This is a genomic window from Streptococcus sp. Marseille-Q7156 (assembly GCF_965119495.1).
Genome location: NZ_CBCPLU010000001.1, coordinates 1,660,417 through 1,680,901, shown reverse-complemented (window position 1 = coordinate 1,680,901; position 20,485 = coordinate 1,660,417). Strand labels below are relative to the sequence as shown.

19 protein-coding genes are annotated in these 20,485 nt (G+C 36.5%); 12 read left to right on the top strand and 7 right to left on the bottom strand.

Annotated elements, in window-relative coordinates:
• Positions 1 to 7 precede the first annotated feature (7 nt).
• The 4 genes from rplQ (at position 8) to ACWPV5_RS07690 (ending at position 3,209) form a co-directional block, all read left to right on the top strand.
• Positions 8 to 394, top strand: a complete 387-nt coding sequence (gene rplQ, locus ACWPV5_RS07705) for a 50S ribosomal protein L17 (RefSeq protein WP_000331493.1) — start codon at positions 8 to 10, stop codon at positions 392 to 394.
• A 264-nt stretch (positions 395 to 658) separates the two neighbouring features.
• Positions 659 to 925, top strand: coding sequence for an ACT domain-containing protein (locus ACWPV5_RS07700; RefSeq protein ID WP_020901855.1), 267 nt, complete (start codon positions 659 to 661; stop codon positions 923 to 925).
• Positions 926 to 934: 9 nt separating this feature from the next.
• On the top strand, positions 935 to 2,272 hold the full coding sequence (locus tag ACWPV5_RS07695) for a PFL family protein (protein ID WP_454383212.1): 1,338 nt from the start codon (positions 935 to 937) through the stop codon (positions 2,270 to 2,272).
• 244 nt (positions 2,273 to 2,516) lie between these two features.
• Positions 2,517 to 3,209 carry a histidine phosphatase family protein gene (locus ACWPV5_RS07690; RefSeq protein ID WP_247939715.1) on the top strand — a complete coding sequence of 231 codons (693 nt, stop codon included), beginning with the start codon at positions 2,517 to 2,519 and terminating at the stop codon, positions 3,207 to 3,209.
• A gap of 102 nt (positions 3,210 to 3,311) precedes the next feature.
• On the opposite strand, the gene ACWPV5_RS07685 is transcribed toward ACWPV5_RS07690, so the two are convergent.
• The 7 genes from ACWPV5_RS07685 to ACWPV5_RS07655 form a co-directional block, all read right to left on the bottom strand.
• On the bottom strand, positions 3,312 to 4,970 hold the full coding sequence (locus ACWPV5_RS07685) for an ABC transporter permease (protein WP_023945084.1): 1,659 nt from the start codon (positions 4,968 to 4,970) through the stop codon (positions 3,312 to 3,314).
• A complete protein-coding gene (locus ACWPV5_RS07680; RefSeq protein WP_049521551.1) occupies positions 4,960 to 6,051 on the bottom strand; it encodes an ABC transporter ATP-binding protein in 1,092 nt (363 codons plus the stop codon). The genes ACWPV5_RS07685 and ACWPV5_RS07680 overlap by 11 nt, the downstream gene beginning before the upstream one ends.
• Before the next feature lie 12 nt (positions 6,052 to 6,063).
• Positions 6,064 to 7,110 (bottom strand): ABC transporter substrate-binding protein, encoded by a 1,047-nt coding sequence (locus ACWPV5_RS07675; RefSeq protein WP_000731166.1) that lies wholly within the window; start codon positions 7,108 to 7,110, stop codon positions 6,064 to 6,066.
• 162 nt (positions 7,111 to 7,272) lie between these two features.
• Positions 7,273 to 8,313, bottom strand: a complete 1,041-nt coding sequence (locus ACWPV5_RS07670) for an extracellular solute-binding protein (RefSeq protein WP_261054877.1) — start codon at positions 8,311 to 8,313, stop codon at positions 7,273 to 7,275.
• A gap of 298 nt (positions 8,314 to 8,611) precedes the next feature.
• Complete coding sequence (locus ACWPV5_RS07665; protein WP_261033670.1) at positions 8,612 to 9,382, bottom strand: response regulator; 771 nt, start codon at positions 9,380 to 9,382, stop codon at positions 8,612 to 8,614.
• Positions 9,375 to 11,024: a sensor histidine kinase gene (locus ACWPV5_RS07660; RefSeq protein ID WP_454383208.1), complete on the bottom strand. Its 1,650-nt coding sequence runs from the start codon at positions 11,022 to 11,024 to the stop codon at positions 9,375 to 9,377. The genes ACWPV5_RS07665 and ACWPV5_RS07660 overlap by 8 nt, the downstream gene beginning before the upstream one ends.
• Positions 11,025 to 11,198: 174 nt before the next feature.
• Positions 11,199 to 11,975, bottom strand: coding sequence for a glycyl-radical enzyme activating protein (locus ACWPV5_RS07655; RefSeq protein WP_261101579.1), 777 nt, complete (start codon positions 11,973 to 11,975; stop codon positions 11,199 to 11,201).
• A gap of 121 nt (positions 11,976 to 12,096) precedes the next feature.
• Between ACWPV5_RS07655 and ACWPV5_RS07650 the strand changes: the two genes are divergently transcribed.
• The 8 genes from ACWPV5_RS07650 (at position 12,097) to ACWPV5_RS07615 (ending at position 20,394) form a co-directional block, all read left to right on the top strand.
• Positions 12,097 to 12,843: a DeoR/GlpR family DNA-binding transcription regulator gene (locus ACWPV5_RS07650; protein WP_000824973.1), complete on the top strand. Its 747-nt coding sequence runs from the start codon at positions 12,097 to 12,099 to the stop codon at positions 12,841 to 12,843.
• 12 nt (positions 12,844 to 12,855) lie between these two features.
• Entirely contained in the window at positions 12,856 to 13,836 is a 981-nt protein-coding gene (locus tag ACWPV5_RS07645; RefSeq protein WP_001070838.1) for a sugar-binding transcriptional regulator, read from the top strand.
• 196 nt (positions 13,837 to 14,032) lie between these two features.
• The gene (locus ACWPV5_RS07640) at positions 14,033 to 14,353 is read left to right on the top strand and encodes a PTS lactose/cellobiose transporter subunit IIA (RefSeq protein WP_000402908.1); all 321 of its coding nucleotides are present in this window, start codon (positions 14,033 to 14,035) and stop codon (positions 14,351 to 14,353) included.
• A gap of 33 nt (positions 14,354 to 14,386) precedes the next feature.
• Positions 14,387 to 14,695: a PTS sugar transporter subunit IIB gene (locus ACWPV5_RS07635; RefSeq protein ID WP_000238718.1), complete on the top strand. Its 309-nt coding sequence runs from the start codon at positions 14,387 to 14,389 to the stop codon at positions 14,693 to 14,695.
• A 16-nt stretch (positions 14,696 to 14,711) separates the two neighbouring features.
• The gene (locus ACWPV5_RS07630; protein WP_001096819.1) at positions 14,712 to 16,001 is read left to right on the top strand and encodes a PTS sugar transporter subunit IIC; all 1,290 of its coding nucleotides are present in this window, start codon (positions 14,712 to 14,714) and stop codon (positions 15,999 to 16,001) included.
• Positions 16,002 to 16,162: 161 nt separating this feature from the next.
• Positions 16,163 to 18,601, top strand: a complete 2,439-nt coding sequence (locus ACWPV5_RS07625; protein ID WP_454383195.1) for a glycyl radical protein — start codon at positions 16,163 to 16,165, stop codon at positions 18,599 to 18,601.
• A gap of 18 nt (positions 18,602 to 18,619) precedes the next feature.
• A complete protein-coding gene (locus ACWPV5_RS07620) occupies positions 18,620 to 19,288 on the top strand; it encodes a fructose-6-phosphate aldolase (protein WP_454383193.1) in 669 nt (222 codons plus the stop codon).
• A gap of 17 nt (positions 19,289 to 19,305) precedes the next feature.
• On the top strand, positions 19,306 to 20,394 hold the full coding sequence (locus ACWPV5_RS07615) for a glycerol dehydrogenase (protein WP_061765831.1): 1,089 nt from the start codon (positions 19,306 to 19,308) through the stop codon (positions 20,392 to 20,394).
• The last annotated feature ends 91 nt before the right edge of the window (positions 20,395 to 20,485 follow it).

Below are 20,485 nucleotides of genomic sequence, written 5' to 3'. Positions count from 1 at the left end.
GGAATACATGGCTTACCGTAAACTAGGACGCACTAGCTCACAACGTAAAGCGATGCTTCGCGATTTGACAACTGACCTTTTGATCAACGAATCAATCGTGACAACTGAAGCTCGTGCTAAAGAAATCCGTAAAACTGTTGAAAAAATGATTACTCTAGGTAAACGTGGTGATTTGCATGCACGTCGTCAAGCAGCTGCTTTCGTACGTAATGAAATCGCATCTGAAAACTATGATGAAGCAACTGATAAGTACACTTCTACTACAGCACTTCAAAAATTGTTCTCAGAAATCGCACCTCGTTATGCTGAACGTAACGGTGGATACACTCGTATCCTTAAAACTGAACCACGTCGTGGTGATGCAGCGCCAATGGCGATCATCGAATTAGTATAAAATCATCAATTTTGTTGAGTGTTATGATGATGGAGTCTTGTGCTCTTAGTCTAGCTCTGGTCTACCGCTAGGATCTCGGTCCTAGCGGGAACACTCATCATAAGTTGGGATAGTAGACGCTTGTTTACGAAATTGTTTTTTTCTTAAGAACAACTTCGTAAGCAGGCGTTTTTGAGTATTTTAGTTAGAATTATGCTATACTATTTGAAAAGAATCCTGTTTAATGTTCAGGTTTCCTATTAAAAGAAGAATTGGAGTTTGCTTATGAAAGCGATTATAACTGTTGTTGGTAAAGATAAATCTGGAATTGTTGCAGGTGTTTCTGGTAAAATTGCAGAATTGGGTTTGAATATTGATGATATCTCTCAAACTGTTTTGGATGAATATTTTACGATGATGGCTGTCGTCTCTAGTGATGAAAAGCAAGATTTTACCTATCTTCGTAATGAGTTTGAAGCCTTTGGGGAAACTTTGAATGTAAAAATCAATATTCAGAGTGCTGCCATTTTCGAAGCTATGTATAATATCTAGGAGGTGTATATGGATATTAGACAAGTTACTGAAACCATTGCCATGATTGAGGAGCAAAACTTCGATATCAGAACTATTACCATGGGGATTTCCCTTTTGGACTGTATCGATCCGGATATCAATCGTGCTGCGGAGAAAATTTATCAAAAGATTACGACCAAGGCAGCTAATTTAGTAGCAGTTGGGGATGAAATTGCAGCGGAGTTGGGAATTCCAATCGTTAATAAGCGTGTATCGGTGACACCCATTTCTCTGATTGGGGCAGCGACAGATGCGACAGACTATGTGGTTCTGGCAAAAGCACTCGATAAGGCTGCGAAAGAGATTGGTGTGGACTTTATCGGTGGCTTCTCTGCCTTGGTACAAAAGGGTTATCAAAAGGGAGATGAGATTCTCATCAATTCTATTCCTCGTGCTTTGGCTGAAACGGACAAGGTCTGCTCGTCAGTCAATATTGGCTCAACCAAGTCTGGTATTAATATGACGGCTGTAGCAGATATGGGACGTATTATCAAGGAAACGGCTAATTTATCTGATATGGGTGCAGCTAAGTTGGTTGTATTTGCTAATGCTGTTGAGGACAATCCATTTATGGCGGGTGCCTTCCATGGTGTCGGGGAAGCAGATGTTATCATCAATGTCGGAGTTTCTGGTCCTGGTGTGGTGAAGCGTGCCTTGGAAAAAGTTCGTGGAGAGAGCTTTGACGTAGTAGCCGAAACGGTCAAGAAAACTGCTTTTAAAATCACTCGTATTGGTCAATTAGTTGGTCAGATGGCTAGTGAAAGACTGGGTGTGGAATTTGGTATTGTTGACTTGAGTTTGGCACCAACTCCTGCGGTTGGAGACTCTGTGGCACGTGTCCTTGAGGAGATGGGACTAGAAACAGTTGGAACGCACGGAACGACGGCTGCCTTGGCTCTCTTGAACGACCAAGTTAAAAAGGGTGGAGTGATGGCCTGCAACCAAGTAGGTGGTTTATCAGGTGCCTTTATCCCTGTTTCTGAGGATGAGGGTATGATTGCTGCAGTACAAAATGGCTCTCTTAATTTGGAAAAACTAGAAGCCATGACGGCTATCTGTTCTGTTGGTTTGGATATGATTGCCATCCCAGAGGATACGCCTGCTGAAACCATTGCGGCCATGATTGCAGATGAGGCTGCAATTGGTGTCATTAACATGAAAACAACAGCTGTTCGTATCATTCCAAAAGGAAAAGAAGGCGATATGATTGAGTTTGGTGGCCTATTAGGAACTGCACCTGTTATGAAGGTCAATAGGGCTTCGTCTGTCGATTTCATCTCTCGTGGAGGACAAATCCCAGCACCAATTCATAGTTTTAAAAATTAAAAAAATAAGAGAAATTTTAAGTTCTATTTAAGGTTGGATGTGTATACTATAATCATTAAATAAAGACCTCCTAATATTATTTGAAACAGATAACACTGATTTAGTTTGAATTTGATTTTCATCTAATATCTTTATTTAATAGAACTCCTAAACTTTTTCATAATAATCTCCTGCAAAAGTCGCCTGTATGGGTGGCTTTTGTTTTATCATCCATGATATAATAGAAGCAAACGGAGGACGGAAAATGGTAAAAGTACGATTGTATTTGGTACGTCATGGCAAGACCATGTTTAACACGATTGGTCGCGCGCAAGGTTGGAGCGATACTCCCTTAACAGCTGAAGGTGAGCGAGGGATTCAAGAATTAGGAATCGGTTTGCGAGAATCTGGTCTGCAGTTTGAGCGTGCTTATTCGAGTGATTCTGGTCGCACTATTCAGACAATGGGAATTATCCTTGATGAACTTGGCTTGCAGGGAAAAATCCCTTATCGCATGGACAAGCGTATCAGAGAATGGTGTTTTGGTAGCTTTGACGGAGCCTACGATGGCGATCTTTTCATGGGCATTATCCCTCGTATCTTTAATGTGGACCATGTTCATCAATTGTCTTATGCTGAACTGGCTGAGGGTTTGGTAGAGGTCGATACAGCTGGTTGGGCTGAAGGATGGGAAAAACTCAGTGGCCGAATCAAGGAAGGTTTTGAAGCGATTGCCAAAGAAATGGAAGCGCAAGGTGGGGGCAATGCCCTAGTCGTGAGCCACGGAATGACCATTGGAACCATTGTGTATCTGATTAATGGCATGCATCCGCATGGTCTAGATAATGGTAGCGTGACGATCCTTGAATATGAGGACGGTCAGTTTAGCGTTGAGGTTGTCGGCGATCGTAGTTACCGAGAACTAGGACGGGAGAAAATGGAGGAAGCCTCTATTTAATTAGTCTAGACTTGCTTGCTATGAACTAGGGATTTGATAGGAATATCAAGATAAGAAAAAACAGCCGAGGGTAATCCTTTCGGCTGTTTTTGATGGGGGAAACTAAAGTGTAATGCTGTTGCTTTTAGAGATTTTCATAAACAAGAGCAAGGAACCTACTGTTAGAACAGTCAGGATAGTTGACAAGGCTGCGGCTACACCGTAATTCCCTCTGAGAACCTCTGTATAAATGGCTACAGTCATTGTTCTTGTTTTGACATTGTAGAGGAGGATAGAAGTAGAGAGTTCTGAAATCATTGTGACCCAAGATAGGATGGCTCCAGAAATAATACCAGATAGCATCATTGGAGTTGTAATCTTGGCAAAGGTATTGAGACGACTACTTCCTAAGCTTTCAGCGGCTTCTTCAATACTTGGTGCTATTTGTTGCAAACTAGCAACAGATGAGCGAATAGTATACGGTAATCTTCTGACAGATAGAGACATAATCAAGATGAAAGCTGTCCCTGTAATCATAAGAAATCCACTTCCGAATAGACCAGTATTGAAGGAAGAAATGAAGGCAATCCCTAGAACGGTTCCTGGTACAATATAAGGGACCATACTGAGGCTGTCAATTAAGTTTGTAAACAAATTCCGTTTTCTAACGGCTAGGTAGGAGATAAATGTTGCGAATAGGACAACTAGAACTAAGGCAATCAAAGGGATACGAATGGTATTGAAAATAGCAGATCCCATACGATTGAAAGCTACCTTGTAACTGTTTAGAGAATAACCTTTGACAAATACCATACCTGATGTTTTTAGGAAAGAAGTATAAATCAAGTAGACTTGAGGTAGAACAGAGAACAAGATAATTCCGTAGACTGTTGCATAAATGGCAACCATTTTTCCTTTTGTAGTTTTTTTAGGCTCAATTGGATGGAGCGAATTCATGCTGAAACTGTAGCGGTTTGAAATGTATTTTTGGATAAGGAAGATTGCCAAGGCAATGATAATCGCCATAATTGCTAAAGCAGATGCAAAAGCAGAATTTCCTCCAACCTCGCTAATGAATTGGGTATAAATCAGGACAGGGAAAGTCCGATATCCTTCACCAATCAACATAGGCGTTCCAAAGTCTGAGAATGCTCTCATAAATACAAGTAGGGCAGCTGCTAGTAAGGTTGGAACTAGGAGAGGCAAAACAACCGTTACGATACGCTTAAATCCGAAGGACCCCATGCTTTCAGCGGCTTCAAGTAGAGAATTGTCAATACTTTTCATTGTCCCAGCAACGTATAGAAATACCAGTGGGAATAGTTGCAGTGTAAAGACAAGTACAATTCCTTTGAATCCATAAATATCGATAGCTGGAAGATGAAGGGCATTTGTCAGGAATTTAGTAATGACCCCATTTCGTCCCAGCAAGAGAATCCAGGAGTAGGCTCCCACGAACGGAGCTGACATGGAAGCAATGATAATCAATATTTGTAGAAATTTCTTTCCCTTGAAGTCATACATAGAAAAGAGATAAGCTAATAAGGTTCCTACGACTAAGGAAGTGACAGTAGCGGTAATGGAAACCTTGAAACTGTTGACGAGTGTCTCAGAGTAGTAGGCTTTACTAAAGAAAGTGACAAAATTAGCTAGTGAAAATTGTCCCTCATGTATGAGTGCTTGCTTGAGCACGGTAACGATAGGATAAACCAGAAAGACAAGATAGGTAAGAAAGATGAAGAAAGAGGAGACTGTCCAAATATTTAGTTTTTTACGTTCCATGGTTGACTCCTTTTATCAGGTTTTGGGAACCATCTGCAGAAAAGACGTTTAATTTTTGAGTATTGATTCGTAGACGAATACGATCGCCTTTTTGTAGATCTTCTTCAAAAGTTGATTCTTCGCTAACTTGAATTTTTGAGGCAAAGCCTGTCTCGATGAAATATTCAGTATTTAGTCCAAGATAGACGCTATCGCTAATAGTTCCTTCAATATCTCCAGATTCATCTTTGATAAACTCTTCAGGACGGATGCTTACATGAATAGCTTGTGCTTCAGCCTGATCAAGGGCTGGCATTCGAAGGGCATAGCCATCTGAAAAGACGATATAAGCGCCGTCGCTCCGTTTTTCAAGAGTGGCAGGGATAATATTTGTGCGTCCGATAAAGGTTGCTACAAACTCATTAGCTGGTTTATGATAGAGTTCTTTTGGCCGACCGATTTGTTGAATCACCCCATCTTTCATAACAGCAATTTGGTCTGAAATAGCCATAGCTTCTTCTTGGTCGTGGGTCACATAAACAGTTGTAATTCCCACTTCGTGTTGGATTTCTCGAATGGCTTGACGCATATCCAAGCGAAGTTTGGCATCTAGGTTACTGAGCGGCTCGTCCATGAGGAGAACACTTGGATTAACAGCTAAGGCACGTGCCAAGGCGACACGTTGTTGTTGTCCCCCACTGAGTTTATCGGGCTTTCGATCCGCATATTGAGCAATTTGCATGAGTTCAAGATACTTGTTGGTCTGTTGGACCAATTCTTCTTTTGGAACTTTCTTTTGCTTGAGACCAAAAGCAACATTATCTCGAACAGTCAAATGTGGGAAAATAGCGTAGTTTTGAAAAACCATCCCGATATTGCGTTTGCTGGGTTCCATATTATTGATTTTTGTATCATCGAAGTAAAATTCTCCGCCTTCGATACTGTTGAAACCTGCAATCATACGAAGAAGAGTCGTTTTCCCACAACCTGAAGGCCCAAGAAGGGTAAAGAGACTTCCTTTTGGAATTGTAATGTTCAAATTCTCAATAACAGGGACATCGTGGTAGATTTTTTTGGCGTTAATAATTTTGATCTCACTCATAGTGAACCTCTTTTACTGTTTAGATTGGATATCTGTAAAGACTTCGTTGTATTTCTTAACGATATCTGATTTATTCTTGATGACATAATCATAATCTTCAGTGAGTGTTTTGATTTTGTCAATTGGTTTCATGTTTTCGCTTGTTTTGGCATTTTTACGAACAGGACGGTTAGTAGTGGTTGTACCAAGTGTATCTTGTACTTCTTGAGAGATAATAAAATCGATAAATTTCTTGGCATTTTCCATATTTTTCGCTTTTTTAACGATAGCAGCACTAGCAGGTAGGAAGACGGTTCCTTCTTTTGGATAGACTACCTTGATATTAGCTCCGTCATTTAAGAGTTTAACTGCTGGATCTTCATAAGAGAGACCAACAGCCATTTCTCCGTCAGCGACTGCTTTATAGACACCAGATGAGCTTGAACCGATTTTACCATCAATAAGTGTGAAGAGATCTTTTACATAAGACCAAGCTTTATCGTCTTTGTAACCACCTTGAGCTTGTAGCATATTTGTTAATTGAGCAAAGGCGCTAGAAGAGTTTGCTGGGTCAGCAGTTGCGATTTTTCCTTTTAGTTCAGGTTTGAGAAGGTCGCTATATCCTTCGATGTTCATGCCTTTCGTTAAATCAGGATTGACGATTAAAACACTACCATCTAGTGTATAAGGAGTAGAGTAGCCAGTTGTGTTTTGATATTCTTTGATAACATTATCATTTTCTTTTGAAGTATAGTTTTCAAAGAGTTCTCCGTGGGTAGCATATTGTGTATAAGAACCACCAAAGATGACATCGGCTACAGGAGCTTCTTTTTCTGACTCTAGTTTTTTGAAAAGTTCTCCAGTACCAGCTTGAATCAGTTCTACTTTGATACCATATTTTTCTTCAAAGGCAGGAATAGTTGCTCCGATTAAGCCCTCTGAGTTTGGTGAATAAACGACTAGCGAACCGCCGTCTCCTTTATCAGATGAACCGCCATCGGCAGATTCATTAGAAGAACAAGCAGCAAGACCAAAAAGAGCTAGTCCGCAAGCAGCATAATACATCCATTTCTTTTTCATGATGGATACCTCCGTTGTGTTATTTAAGTTTATTTTAAAACAATGTAAGCGTTTTTAAAACCGATAATTCTATTCTATTAGAGTAAAATTCTCTACAAAAACGGAAGTAATCTTTTTGATTTTATAGCAGGGTTTGACAGTTAATCATTGGAAAGTCAAATTTTATTTTTTAGATTGGATATCTGTAAAAATATCATTGTACTTTTTAAGAATGGCGGATTTGTTTTTAATGACATAATCGGAATCTTCAGTGGCAATATTGATTTCTGTCATAGCCTTCATATTTTTATTGGTTTTAGCATTTTTACGAATGGGCCTGATTGTTGTTTCAGTTCCTAGTTTATCTTGGATTTCTTGAGAAAGGAGGAAATCGATAAATTTCTTAGCGTTTTCCATGTGTTTGGCATTTTTGACGATGGCAGCGTTACCAGGTAAAAAGACGGTTCCTTCTTTTGGATAAATAACTTTTACATCAACCCCATCATTTAAGAGTTTTAAGGCAGGGTCTTCATAGGTGAGTCCAACAGCCATTTCTCCATCGGCGACAGCTTTGTAAACATTTGAAGAACTAGATGCAATCTTTCCATCTACTAGGGTAAATAGATTTTTCACATAGGTCCAAGCTTGTTCATTTTCGTATCCCCCTTGATCGACAAGCATGTTTGTTAATTGTGCAAAAGCGCTAGAAGCATTACTTGGATCAGCAGTTGCGATTTTTCCTTTTAATTTAGGATTGAGCAGATCATTGTATCCTTCAATTTTTATATCTTTTGTAAGGGATGAATTGGCAATGATGACACTGACATCCAGTGTGTAAGGGGTGTAGAATCCAGTTTTGTTTTGATAATCAGGGATTATCTGGTCGTTTTCTTGAGAAATATAAGGTTCAAAAAGATTTTCGTTAGAAGAGAAGAGGGCGTAGGAGCCTCCGAAAATGACATCAGCTACAGGGGATTCTTTTTCGGCCTCAGCTTTTTTGAACAATTCACCAGTGCTGGCTTGTACTAAATCAACCTTAATACCATATTTTTCTTCGAAGGCTGGGATTGTTTCTTCGATAAGGTCTTCAGGGTTAGGCGAGTAGACAACCAAAGTGCTATCTGAATCTTTTTCAGTGCTAGTTTCCGCTTCTATAGGTGAAGAACATCCTGATAAAGAAAGGAATATCCAGCCACAAGAGAGAAAGAATAGTATTTTTTTCATAAGTATCTCCTTTTTTACGAACATTTTCTCTACCTAGATTGTTAATGTCTTTAAATTGTAGAGTTCTACAGGATATAATAAAAACCTTAAAGAAATCTAAAACGAAAAATAGTAAATAAGTTCCTAGAGCAAGGATTGGTGAATTTTAGCTGAGATTTTGATGGTAATACTCTTCAAAGCACGTCATTTTATCTGTGATCTCAAAGCTAAGATTTGAGCAGCTTGTAGCGAGTTTCATAGTTTGCTCTAGTATAAGTACAAAATAAAAAGATTGCCTGATTTGAGCAATCCTTTTACATCAATGATTTTTATCCATAAGTTTTAATTCTTTTGGAGAAATATGGAGATACTTTTTAAAAACTTTTGCAAAATATTTATAGTCTGAAAATCCAACTTGTTCAGAGATATCGCTTAAGGGAGAATTAGGGGACTCAGCTATTTTATCTATAGCTTGCTTGAGGCGGTAGCGTAAGATATATTCATTTAGCGTCATTGGGAAGTCTTCTTTGATAACCTTATATAGATAACTCTCACTATATCCTAGATTCTCTGCAATGCTAGAAATGGTAAAGTGCATACAGTAGTGTTGGTGCACAAATTCAAGAATTTGCTGAATGATTTGGTTTTGTGTATCAATTTGTTGGATAGAGGTGAGTAAAGTTTGATATTCTTCTAAAAAAGGAGTTTCTTGACGAGTGCTAACTCGTAATCGCAAAACAATTTTTTGAAGACATTCTGTCAACTCCTTGGTATCAATTGGTTTGGATAAGAAATCAACTGCTCCATATTGCATGGCTTTTTTGGCATTTTGAAAATCGTTATAACCTGATAAGATAACTTTTTCATAGGAGAGAGTACGAGTGGCTTCAAACATCATAAAAGCATCCATAATTGGCATGGTGATGTCTGTTAAGACAATATGAGGTTCTTTTTCTTGGATGAGTTTCATTCCCTCTTGACCGTGACTGGCAGTTCCTACGACTTGGATACCCAAGGCAGAGTAGTCTACGGCAATCTCTAGCCATTTTCGAATGAGGTGTTCGTCTTCTACGATAATAAGCTTAAACATGAGTTAGTCCTTTCGTTATAAATTTGACCCAAGTTTCTCCTTGGCGATTGACTCCTAAATCTAGCTGGACATCAGAAAAGAAATTACTCAATCGTTTGTAGCTGTTCACGATGCCATGCTGGGTATGAGGGCTTTCTAAAGAGTCTAAAATAGCGAGTCGCTCTTGTTTTGTGAGTCCTCCAGCATTATCCTTGACTAAAAAAGTTAGAGAATCTGATTCCAAGGTAATTTGGATATCAATATGAAGATCAATACGGTATTGCATCCCATATTTTATAGCATTTTCTACTAGAGGAAGCAAGAAAAGCTTAGGGATAGGCTGATTATCAACAGTTTCTGGGCAGACAATATCATAGGAAAAGTGCTCGAAACGAATCTTATGAATCATAAGGTAATCCTCTATAATCTTTAAATCTTGGCAAATGGTTGTTTCTTTTTCTAAATCCGTGATACTGTAGCGAAGGATGCGCGTGAGGTTTTGAATTAGGTCTTGTGTGAGGGTGGCATCCATTAAAGAAGTGATTTTAATCGTCTCAAGTGTATTATAGAGAAAATGAGGATTGAACTGAGCTTCCAGCATTTTTCTTTCAAAAATCCACTTTTCTTTTTCGATGGTCAACATTTTTTGATGAAGTTGATCTAATTCGTACAACATATTGTTGATTTTTTCTGCCATAAACTCAAACTCATCACCTGTTTGTAGAGAAAGCCTTTTTTCTGCTTGTTTGGGAATTTCTTGAAGTTGGTAAACCAAGCTTTCAATAGGAACAGCGTTGTGTGTAGCAATTTTGTGAGCAATTCGTCTTGCTTGCCAGAAGTAGAGGAAGAATATACATAAGGTGAGGACGGAGGCTAGACCAAGTAAGCTAGGAATGGGAAAAAAGGATTGAAAAGTATAGATTGAAAAAATAGCACCGACTTTTTCTTTTTGAACAATAAGCGGTTCATTCGCATACCAGTGGGTGCGAGAGTGTAGAAGTTTTTCATCAAATTTTTCAAGAGTGGAACGAGTAAACTGATTTGTATTGTTGGAAAACATATTTCCAAAGCTATCGGTAATGATGTATTTAGAATTGATCATTGGGAAACTTGAGATAAAATCATTCTCATTTACGAAAGCAATAGTATAGGCCTTAACTCGTTGGTTTTGAAGTAGTGGTTTGATAAAGAGTGTGTAATGTTGCTTATCTGAAGAGAGTGCAATTTTTTCTGTAACTTTATCTTGAGAAGGATTTTGAATGAGCAGTTTTAGATAGTAGGGAGATAAAATACTTTCTTGATGATTTCGATTGGTACTGAATAGTAATTCACCTGTATCGCTTAGGATAATGAGGTCAGAACTAAGTTTTAATTTAGCTTTTGTCTCGTAAAATAAGCTAAAGACTTCTCGCTCTGTGTGTTTGCCATCCAAAAATCCAGGAATCATTTTATGGTTCATAGTGGTTAGGAGCTCACTATTTGCTTCTTTCATCCCTTGAACTTGTTTTACAATCTGTTTAGTATCTTTAGAGAGTTGTTGTTTTTGTAAAAAATAGGAAAAACCAAAAAGTAAAATGAGTAGTAAAAGAGAGGTCACAAAGGCTGCTATAGAGCTTCTATGGAGAATTTCTTTTTGGAGAGATTTTTTAAAGGAATGAGACATCCGCTACCTCCTTGGAAGGGTTTTCTGTTATAAGTATAGCAGTTTAAAAATTCTAGAGCAAGGTAAAATAGAAAAGGTTTGGCTAAAATTTTTTAGCTAAACCTTTTGAAAAGTTAAGTATGTATTATAGATGCTTGTTATCTGCAAATAGCTAGAGCATTTCAGGGAGATAAACTAGAAATAACAATTAATATGATGGTTCAGAAATACCTTTTGATAATCAATAAGATCTTCAGGATGAAGTGCGTTGACTCCATCCATTTCATATTTCCGATTTAATAAACGATATTTGTTTTCACCAAATTGATGAAAAGGGAGTAGTTGAACTTGGTCGATATTTAATGAGTTAAATAGAGTAGCGAATTCTTCTGCATCCTCTAAGCTATTGTTAAAATCAGGAATAACCGGGATTCTTAAAACGATAGTTTTATGTTGAGAAAAAGCATAATGAATGTTTTTAATAATCATTTGATTAAAAACCCCAGTCACTTTTTTATGTTTTATAGAATTATAATGTTTTAGGTCTGTGTAGATAAAATCCACATATTGGATTAAATCAACAAATTTTTCATGATCAACAAAGGCAGTAGTTTCAATGGCAGTGTGTATGTGATGTTCTTTAGCTGACTTTAAGATGGCTTTAGCAAATTCAAACTGAGCAAATATTTCACCCCCTGATAAAGTTAAACCTCCACCGGATTCTTCGTAAAATTCTTTATCTTTTAATACCTCTGTAATAATTTCTTCTACAGTTTTTTCTTCACCTACTAAAGTGAATTTCTCTCGTTGAACATCTTTCATTTTTTCAGGTTTCATTCTTTGAGATTCAGGATTAGAACACCATGGACAGCGCAGAGGACATCCTTTTAAAAAAACAGTTGTACGAATACCCGGACCGTCATGAATTGAAAAGTGTTGAATATTAAAAATAATTCCTTTAGATATTTCCATAAGAGTTCCTCCTCTTTATAATTCTATCCTATCACAAAAACGAAAGAAAAACAATTACGAACGAAAGTTTAATTTGTTGTTTTTTGCTTTTTATTTTGGTAGAATAAAACGGAGGTGTAAAATGAAAAGATTGGAACAAATTATTAAATTAGTATCAGAATATGAAAAGATTGATGTTAATACATTATCGGAAAAATTAAATGTATCGAAAGTAACGATTAGAAAAGATTTAGATAAATTAGAGTCAAAAGGCTTATTACACAGAGAGCATGGATATGCTGTGTTAAATAGTGGAGATGACTTAAATGTACGCTTGTCAATTAATTATGAAATTAAGAGAAAAATTGTTCAAGAAGCAGTAAAATTGGTATCAGATAATGAAACAATAATGATAGAATCTGGTTCAACCTGTGCTTTACTTGCTGAGGAAATTTGCAAGCAAAAAAGAAATGTCACTATTGTAACAAATTCATTTTTTATAGCAAATTTTGTAAGAGGTTATGATTCATGTCGTGTTATTGTTCTTGGTGGAGAGTTTCAGAAAGATTCACAGGTTACCGTAGGACCTTTATTAAAAGAAATGATACAGACTTTTCATGTGCGTCAAGCTTTTGTTGGGACAGATGGCTACGATAAAGAGATGGGCTTTACAGGAAAAGATTTAATGCGCAGTGAGGTAGTTCAATATATTTCAGCAGCGTCGGATAAAGTCATTGTGCTAACTGATTCAAGTAAATTTGATAAAAGGGGGACAGTAAGAAGATTTGCTTTAAGTCAAGTCTATGAAGTAATAACAGACGAAAAACTTTCTAAACAAAATATAGCTACATTAGAAAATGCTGGGATAATGGTTAAGGTAGTTTCGTAAGAGGTTAAGTGTATGAATCAAGATAGGAATAAACTGCTCTCTAAAATTGCTTATCTGTATTATATTGAAAACTTAAATCAGTCACAAATAGCAGCAAAATTAGGAATTTATAGAACCTCTATTAGTAGAATGTTAACAGAAGCAAGGAATGCAGGAATTGTTAAAATTGAAATAGAGAATTTTGATACCAATATGTTTAAGTTGGAAAATTATGTAAAAGAAAAATATGGTCTGGAAAGTTTAGAAATTATTCCAAATGAATTTGATGATAATCCAACAATTTTATCTGAAAGAATTTCTCAAGTTGCAGCAGGTGTCCTTAGGAATTTAATTGATGATAATATGAAAATTGGCTTTTCTTGGGGGAAAAGTTTAAGTAATTTAGTAGATCTAATCCACAGCAAAAGTGTCCGAAATGTTCACTTCTATCCTCTAGCAGGTGGTCCTAGTCACATACACGCTAAATACCATGTGAATACACTGATTTATGAAATGTCTAGAAAATTTCATGGAGAGTGTACATTTATGAATGCAACAATTGTGCAAGAAAATAAATTGTTAGCAGATGGTATCTTGCAATCAAGATATTTTGAAGATTTGAAAAATAGTTGGAAAGATTTAGATATAGTTGTGGTTGGGATTGGTGATTTTAGTAATAAAGGAAAACATCAATGGTTAGACATGCTTACAGAGGATGACTTTAAAGAATTAACCAAAGTTAAAACTGTAGGGGAAATTTGTTGTCGATTCTTTGATTCAAAAGGTAAAGAAGTTTATGAGAACTTACAGGAAAGAACGATAGCAATCTCTTTGGAAGATTTAAAAAATATTCCTCAAAGTTTAGCTGTTGCTTATGGTGATACGAAAGTATCTGCGATTCTTTCTGTCTTGCGTGCTAATCTAGTAAATCATCTGATTACAGATAAAAATACAATTTTAAAAGTTTTAGAAGAAGATGGTGATTTTTCTTTTCGAAATATTTTATGCGAGTGAAAATGATAGACTGATATCAGTTTATCGTTTTTTCTTTTTAATCAATTGCACATTTGTGCTTATATAAATAAAAATAGTTTATTTGTTGTTTTTTGGATTGACAAGTTTATTATGTAGTTGTATTCTATAGTTACAAAAGAAAATTTTAAAATTTCAAATGAAAAAGCTTTTTACATAGTGAAATGAGGAGGAATTTATGGAAATTATTGTTCCAGATCAAATTATCATGGGTTTAATTTTATATGCTGGCGATGCGAAACAACATATTTATAAAGCGTTAGATTATATAAAAAACGGTACATGTGAACGATGTGAAGAAGAAATCCAGTTAGCTGATGCAGCCTTATTAGAAGCCCATAATCTACAAACAAAATTCTTGGCACAGGAAGCGTCTGGTACAAAGACAGAAATAACAGCTCTCTTTGTTCATTCACAAGATCATCTCATGACTAGTATGACGGAGATTAATTTAATCAAAGAAATTATTAGTTTGAGAAAAGAACTTCATAAAAAATAATACTAGAGTATTAACATAGAGGAGGAAAATATAATGGTGAAGATTGGTTTGTTTTGTGCAGCAGGCTTTTCTACTGGTATGCTTGTAAATAATATGAAAATTGCAGCGCAATCTAGTGGAGTTGATGCAGAAATAGAGGCGTTTTCTCAGTCTAAATTAGCGGATTATGCCCCAAATCTAGATGTTGCACTGTTGGGGCCTCAAGTTGCTTATACATTAGATAAATCAAAAGAAATTTGTGATAAGTGTGATGTTCCGATAGCTGTTATTCCGATGATGGACTATGGTATGTTAGATGGGAAAAAAGTACTAGATTTGGCCCTATCTTTGATTAGTGGGTAAGAAAAGGAGATTTATTATGGCAAAGATGGATGTTCAAAAAATCATTGCACCTATGATGAAGTTTGTGAATATGCGTGGTATTATAGCTCTAAAAGATGGTATGTTAGCAATTTTGCCATTGACAGTAGTTGGTAGTTTATTCTTGATTATGGGACAATTGCCATTTGAAGGATTAAACAAGAGCATTGCTAGTGTATTTGGAGCAAATTGGACAGAGCCGTTTATGCAAGTATATTCAGGAACTTTTGCGATTATGGGTCTAATTTCTTGTTTTTCAATTGCCTATTCTTATGCTAAGAATAGCGGAGTAGAGGCTTTGCCAGCTGGGGTTCTATCTGTATCTGCATTCTTTATTTTGCTAAGATCATCTTATATCCCTAAACAAGGTGAGGCAATTGGGGATGCTATTAGTAAAGTTTGGTTTGGAGGTCAAGGAATTATCGGCGCTATCATTATAGGTTTGGTAGTAGGAAGTATTTATACCTTCTTTATAAAGAGAAAAATTGTTATTAAGATGCCAGAACAAGTTCCACAAGCTATTGCGAAACAGTTTGAAGCAATGATTCCAGCATTTGTAATTTTCTTACTTTCTATGATTGTATATATTTTAGCGAGCTCATTGACTAATGGCGGAACATTCATAGAAATGATTTATTCTGCTATTCAAGTTCCATTGCAAGGTTTAACTGGATCTTTGTATGGTGCAATTGGAATTGCATTCTTTATATCATTTTTGTGGTGGTTTGGTGTTCATGGACAATCGGTAGTAAATGGAGTAGTGACAGCTCTGCTTTTATCTAATCTTGATGCTAATAAAGCTATGTTAGCCTCTGGGAATCTATCATTAGAAAATGGTGCACATATTGTTACTCAACAATTTTTAGATTCATTTTTAATTCTATCTGGTTCAGGGATTACGTTTGGACTTGTAGTTGCGATGCTTTTTGCATCAAAATCTAAACAGTACCAAGCGTTAGGGAAAGTAGCAGCTTTTCCAGCAATATTTAACGTAAATGAGCCAGTTGTATTTGGATTTCCGATTGTCATGAATCCAGTTATGTTTGTACCTTTCATTCTTGTTCCTGTACTTGCAGCTGTTATAGTGTATGGAGCTATTGCAACAGGTTTCATGCAGCCATTTTCAGGAGTTACATTACCTTGGAGCACCCCAGCTATTATATCAGGATTTATGGTTGGTGGATGGCAAGGAGTTATTACTCAGCTGGTGATATTAGCGATGTCTACATTAGTTTATTTCCCATTCTTTAAAGTACAGGATCGTTTAGCTTATCAGAATGAAGCATGATAATTCTAAAAAAACATTTGTGTATTATCATTAAACACACACATTTGTGCTAAAAATTAGAGAGTTAAAGTTTTTCTAGTTAAAAGCTTGAAATTTTCTAAAAAACCAGGTATTATATTTTCGAAAGAAACAAAAACATTTTCGAAAGAAAGGTGCTTATTATGGTAAATAAAGAAGTAGCAAGAACGACAATCAAGACAGAATATTTTGGTAGCCTTACTGAAAGGATGAACAAATATCGAGAAGATGTTTTAAATAAAAAACCTTATATTGATGCTGAGAGAGCAGTTCTAGCAACACGCGCTTATGATCGATATAAGGAACAACCTAATGTCCTAAAACGCGCCTATATGCTCAAAGAAATTTTGGAAAATATGACTATCTATATCGAAGAAGAATCTATGATTGCGGGAAATCAAGCTTCTTCCAATAAAGATGCTCCTATTTTTCCAGAATATACGCTAGAATTTGTTCTCAATGAGTTGGATCTTTTTGAAAAGCGTGATGGAGATGTTTTCTATATTACAGAAGAAACAAAAGAACAACTTAGAAGTATCGCTCCGTTTTGGGAAAATAATAATTTACGTGCTAGAGCTGGTGCCTTGTTACCTGAAGAAGTGTCTGTTTATATGGAAACAGGATTCTTCGGTATGGAAGGTAAGATGAATTCTGGAGATGCTCACTTAGCAGTTAACTATCAGAAACTGTTGCAATTTGGTTTAAGAGGTTTTGAAGAGCGAGCTCGTAAAGCGAAAGCAGCTCTAGATTTAACAGATCCAGCAAGCATTGATAAATATCATTTTTACGACTCTATATTTATCGTAATCGATGCTATTAAAGTATATGCAAATCGCTTTGTTGCTCTTGCTAAAAATTTAGCCGAAAATGCAAATCCTAAACGTAAGAAAGAATTACTTGAGATTGCAGATATTTGCTCTAGAGTCCCATATGAACCGGCAACTACTTTTGCAGAAGCTATTCAATCAGTTTGGTTTATTCAATGTATTTTACAAATTGAATCTAATGGCCACTCTCTTTCATATGGTCGTTTTGATCAATATATGTATCCATATATGAAGGCTGATTTAGAAAGTGGTAAAGAAATAGAAGATAGCATTGTTGAACGTCTGACAAATCTTTGGATTAAGACAATTACAATTAATAAGGTTCGCAGTCAAGCACATACATTTTCTTCAGCAGGAAGTCCTTTATATCAAAATGTTACAATTGGTGGACAGACTCGAGATAAGAAGGATGCTGTTAACCCATTATCTTATTTGGTATTAAAATCAGTTGCACAAACCCATCTACCGCAACCTAATCTAACTGTACGTTATCATGCAGGTTTAGATGCTCGTTTCATGAATGAGTGTATTGAAGTGATGAAACTTGGTTTTGGTATGCCTGCATTTAATAATGATGAGATTATTATTCCTTCTTTTATTGCAAAAGGAGTATTGGAAGATGATGCTTATGATTACAGTGCCATTGGATGTGTTGAAACGGCAGTTCCAGGGAAATGGGGCTATCGTTGCACAGGTATGAGTTATATGAACTTCCCTAAGGTTCTACTTATCACGATGAATGATGGAATTGATCCGGCTTCGGGTAAACGGTTTGCACCAAGCTTTGGTCATTTTAAGGATATGAAGAACTTTTCTGAATTAGAAAATGCTTGGGATAAAACACTAAGATATTTGACACGAATGAGTGTTATTGTTGAAAATTCTATTGATTTATCATTGGAACGAGAAGTTCCTGATATTCTATGTTCAGCATTGACTGATGATTGTATTGGTCGTGGAAAACACCTTAAAGAAGGTGGAGCAGTATATGATTATATATCAGGTTTGCAAGTTGGAATTGCAAATTTGTCGGATTCATTAGCTGCAATTAAAAAATTGGTATTTGAGGAAGAACGTATAAGCCCAAGTCAGCTTTGGCATGCACTGGAAACAGATTATGCCGGAGAAGAAGGTAAGGTCATTCAAGAAATGTTGATTCATGATGCACCTAAGTACGGTAATGATGATGATTATGCTGACAAATTGGTTACTGCTGCTTATGACATTTATGTTGATGAAATTGCTAAATATCCTAATACACGTTATGGAAGAGGTCCTATTGGAGGAATTCGTTATTCAGGAACATCTTCTATCTCAGCCAACGTAGGGCAGGGACGTGGAACATTAGCAACTCCAGATGGACGCAACGCGGGTACACCGTTAGCAGAGGGTTGTTCACCATCACATAATATGGATCAACACGGTCCTACATCTGTTTTAAAATCTGTTTCAAAATTACCAACAGATGAAATCGTAGGTGGGGTTCTCTTAAATCAGAAAGTAAATCCTCAAACGTTAGCCAAAGAAGAAGATAAATTAAAACTAATTGCTTTGTTACGAACATTCTTTAATCGTTTACATGGGTACCATATTCAATACAATGTTGTTTCCAGAGAGACGTTGATTGACGCTCAGAAACATCCTGAAAAACACAGAGACTTAATTGTTCGTGTTGCAGGATACTCTGCATTCTTCAATGTCCTTTCTAAGGCAACCCAGGATGATATTATAGGACGTACTGAGCATACTTTGTAAAATAAAGAGGTTCTTTTTATGGAATTTATGCTTGACACATTAAATTTAGATGAGATTAAAAAGTGGTCTGAAATTTTACCGCTAGCTGGGGTAACTTCAAATCCCACTATTGCAAAAAGAGAGGGTTCTATTAATTTTTTTGAACGAATCAAAGATGTAAGAGAATTGATTGGCTCTGCGCCCTCTATTCATGTTCAGGTGATTTCTCAAGATTTTGAAGGCATCTTAAAGGATGCTCATGAAATTCGGAGACAAGCAGGAGATGATACATTTATCAAAGTACCTGTTACTCCAGCTGGATTACGTGCAATAAAGGTGCTAAAAAAAGAGGGCTACTATATCACTGCAACAGCTATTTATACAGTTATTCAGGGATTATTAGCTATCGAAGCAGGAGCCGATTACCTAGCTCCATATTATAATAGAATGGAAAATCTGAACATTGATTCAAATTCTGTCATTCGTCAATTAGCTCTTGCTATTGATAGACAGAACTCTCCTAGTAAGATTTTAGCTGCATCCTTTAAAAATGTAGCACAAGTAAATAATGCTTTAGCTGCAGGTGCGCATGCTGTTACAGCAGGAGCAGATGTTTTTGAATCAGCTTTCGCCATGCCATCTATCCAAAAGGCGGTTGATGATTTTTCTGACGATTGGTTTGTTATTCAAAATAGTCGTTCCGTTTAGATAGAGAGGGAATACATATGAGAATTTTTGCTAGCCCTTCTAGATATATTCAAGGGGAAAATGCCTTGTTCGAAAATGCCAAATCAATATTGGATTTGGGGAATCGTCCTATTCTATTATGCGATCAGTTGGTTTATGATATTGTTGGAAAACGATTTGAAGATTACCTACATAGGTATGGTTTCCATATTGTTCTAGCCCGGTTTAATGGTGAAGCTTCTGACAATGAAATCAATCGAGTTGTTGCCTTGGCTGAGAAAGAAAATTGTGATAGTATTATCGGGCTTGGTGGTGGAAAGACGATTGATAGTGCAAAAGCTATTGCAGATTTGATTGAAAAACCTGTTATTATTGCTCCAACAATTGCATCGACAGACGCACCTGTATCTGCTTTATCTGTTATTTATACAGATGAAGGTGCATTTGATCATTATCTATTTTATTCTAAAAATCCAGATTTAGTTTTGGTTGATACAAAAGTTATTTCACAAGCTCCTAAGCGTTTATTAGCGTCTGGTATTGCAGATGGTTTAGCAACTTGGGTTGAGGCGCGTGCGGTTATGCAGGCAAATGGAAAAACTATGTTAGGACAACAGCAAACGTTGGCTGGAGTTGCAATTGCGAAAAAATGTGAAGAAACGCTGTTTGCAGATGGTTTACAGGCTATGGCAGCTTGTGAAGCTAAAGTGGTGACACCAGCATTAGAAAATATTGTTGAAGCTAATACTTTATTGAGTGGCCTAGGTTTTGAAAGTGGAGGATTAGCTGCGGCGCATGCAATTCATAATGGTTTTACTGCATTGACAGGTGACATTCATCATTTAACACATGGTGAAAAAGTAGCTTATGGAACTTTGGTACAACTATTATTGGAAAATAGACCAAAAGAAGAACTTGATAAGTATATTGAGTTTTACAAAAAAATTGGTATGCCAACAACTCTAAAAGAAATGCATTTAGATCAAGTTGGATATGATGATTTAATAAAAGTTGGTAAACAAGCAACTATGGAGGGTGAGACAATCCATCAGATGCCGTTTAAGATTTCGCCTTCAGATGTTGCTCAAGCTATCATCGCTGTAGACGCCTATGTAAATTCAAAATAAACAATAAGGACTACTGTTTTCCAAATGGTAGTCTTTTATTGATCATCGTATTGAATCCGACGTTCTTCATAAATCAAAAAGCGACATAGGT